This window comes from Mesorhizobium sp. M8A.F.Ca.ET.021.01.1.1, assembly GCF_003998025.1.
Taxonomy (GTDB): domain Bacteria; phylum Pseudomonadota; class Alphaproteobacteria; order Rhizobiales; family Rhizobiaceae; genus Mesorhizobium.
In genome coordinates this window covers 1-1,341 of the sequence record NZ_RZSJ01000932.1, presented here as the reverse complement: position 1 = coordinate 1,341, position 1,341 = coordinate 1, and the positions used below count along the sequence as shown (strand labels likewise).

2 protein-coding genes are annotated in these 1,341 nt (G+C 65.1%); both read left to right on the top strand.

The window, feature by feature from the left end; translation table 11 throughout:
• On the top strand, positions 1–698 hold a 698-nt coding region (gene hflK, locus EOA36_RS35575), incomplete at its 5' end, for an FtsH protease activity modulator HflK (protein WP_127281247.1).
• A partial coding sequence (locus EOA36_RS35570) for a protease modulator HflC (protein ID WP_145969520.1) occupies positions 698–1,341 on the top strand: 644 nt, incomplete at its 3' end. The genes hflK and EOA36_RS35570, both read left to right, overlap by 1 nt.

Below are 1,341 nucleotides of genomic sequence, written 5' to 3'. Positions count from 1 at the left end.
GCCTGATGCTGTCGGGCGACCAGAACATCGTCAATGTGCAGTTTTCGGTGGCCTACCAGGTCTCCGACCCGCGCGCCTACCTGTTCGACGTCTCCGACCCCGACGGCATGCTGCGGCAGGTTGCCGAGAGTGCCATGCGCGAAGCGGTCGGCCGCCGGCCGGCGCAGGACATTTTCCGCGACGACCGGCAGGGCATTGCCGCCTCGGTGCGCGAGATCATCCAGACGACGCTGGACGGCTACAAGGCCGGTCTCAACGTCAACGCCGTCTCCATCGAGGACGCGGCGCCGCCACGCGAGGTGGCGGATGCGTTCGACGAGGTGCAGCGCGCCGAGCAGGACGAGGACAAGTTCGTCGAGCAGGCCAATCAGTATTCCAACCAGAAGCTCGGCCAGGCACGCGGCGAGGCCGCCCAGGTCCGCGAAGACGCGGCCGCCTACAAGAACCGTGTGGTGCAGGAAGCCGAAGGTGAGGCCCAGCGCTTCATCTCGGTCTACGACGAATATGTCAAAGCCCCCGATGTGACCCGCAAACGCCTTTATCTGGAAACCATGGAGAGGGTTCTGAAGGACTCGAGCAAGGTCATCGTCGAGCAGGGCAACGGACAAGGTGTCGTGCCCTATCTGCCGCTGCCCGCATTGCAGCCGAAACCACCGGCACCGGCCGCGCCGGCTGCGAACACGGGAGGTACCCAGTGATGGCCAACCGTCTTCCCATTTTCGCCGTCGTGGCGGCGGTTATCCTTTTCCTGATCTACTCCTCGGTCTTCGTGGTCAATGCGCGCCAGCAGGCGCTGGTGCTCCGCTTCGGCGAGATCGTCGATGTCAAGAGCGAGCCAGGCATCTATTTCAAGGCGCCATTCTCGTTCTTCGACGCCGACACTGTGCAGCTGATCGAAAACAGGGTGCTGCGCTTCGACCTCGACAACATCCGCGTCCAGGTGTCGGGCGGCAAGTTCTATGAGGTCGATGCCTTCATCGCCTACCGCATCTCGGATCCGCGCGTCTTCCGTGCGGCAGTGTCCGGTCAGATCGAACTGGCCGAGGCCCGGCTCAGGACGCGTCTCGATGCTGCCTTGCGCCGCGTCTACGGTCTGCGCGATTTCGAAGCCGCGCTCTCCGAAGAGCGTGCCGTGATGATGCGCGAAGTCCGCGATCAGCTCAGGCCCGACGCCACGTCGCTCGGCTTGCAGATCGAGGACGTCCGCATCCGCCGCACCGATCTGACGGCCGAAGTCTCCCAGCAGACCTACGACCGCATGAAGGCGGAACGCCTGGCGGAGGCCGCGCGGCTGAGGGCACGCGGCAACGAAGCCGCGCGGCCTCCGCCAGGCGTTCCGCC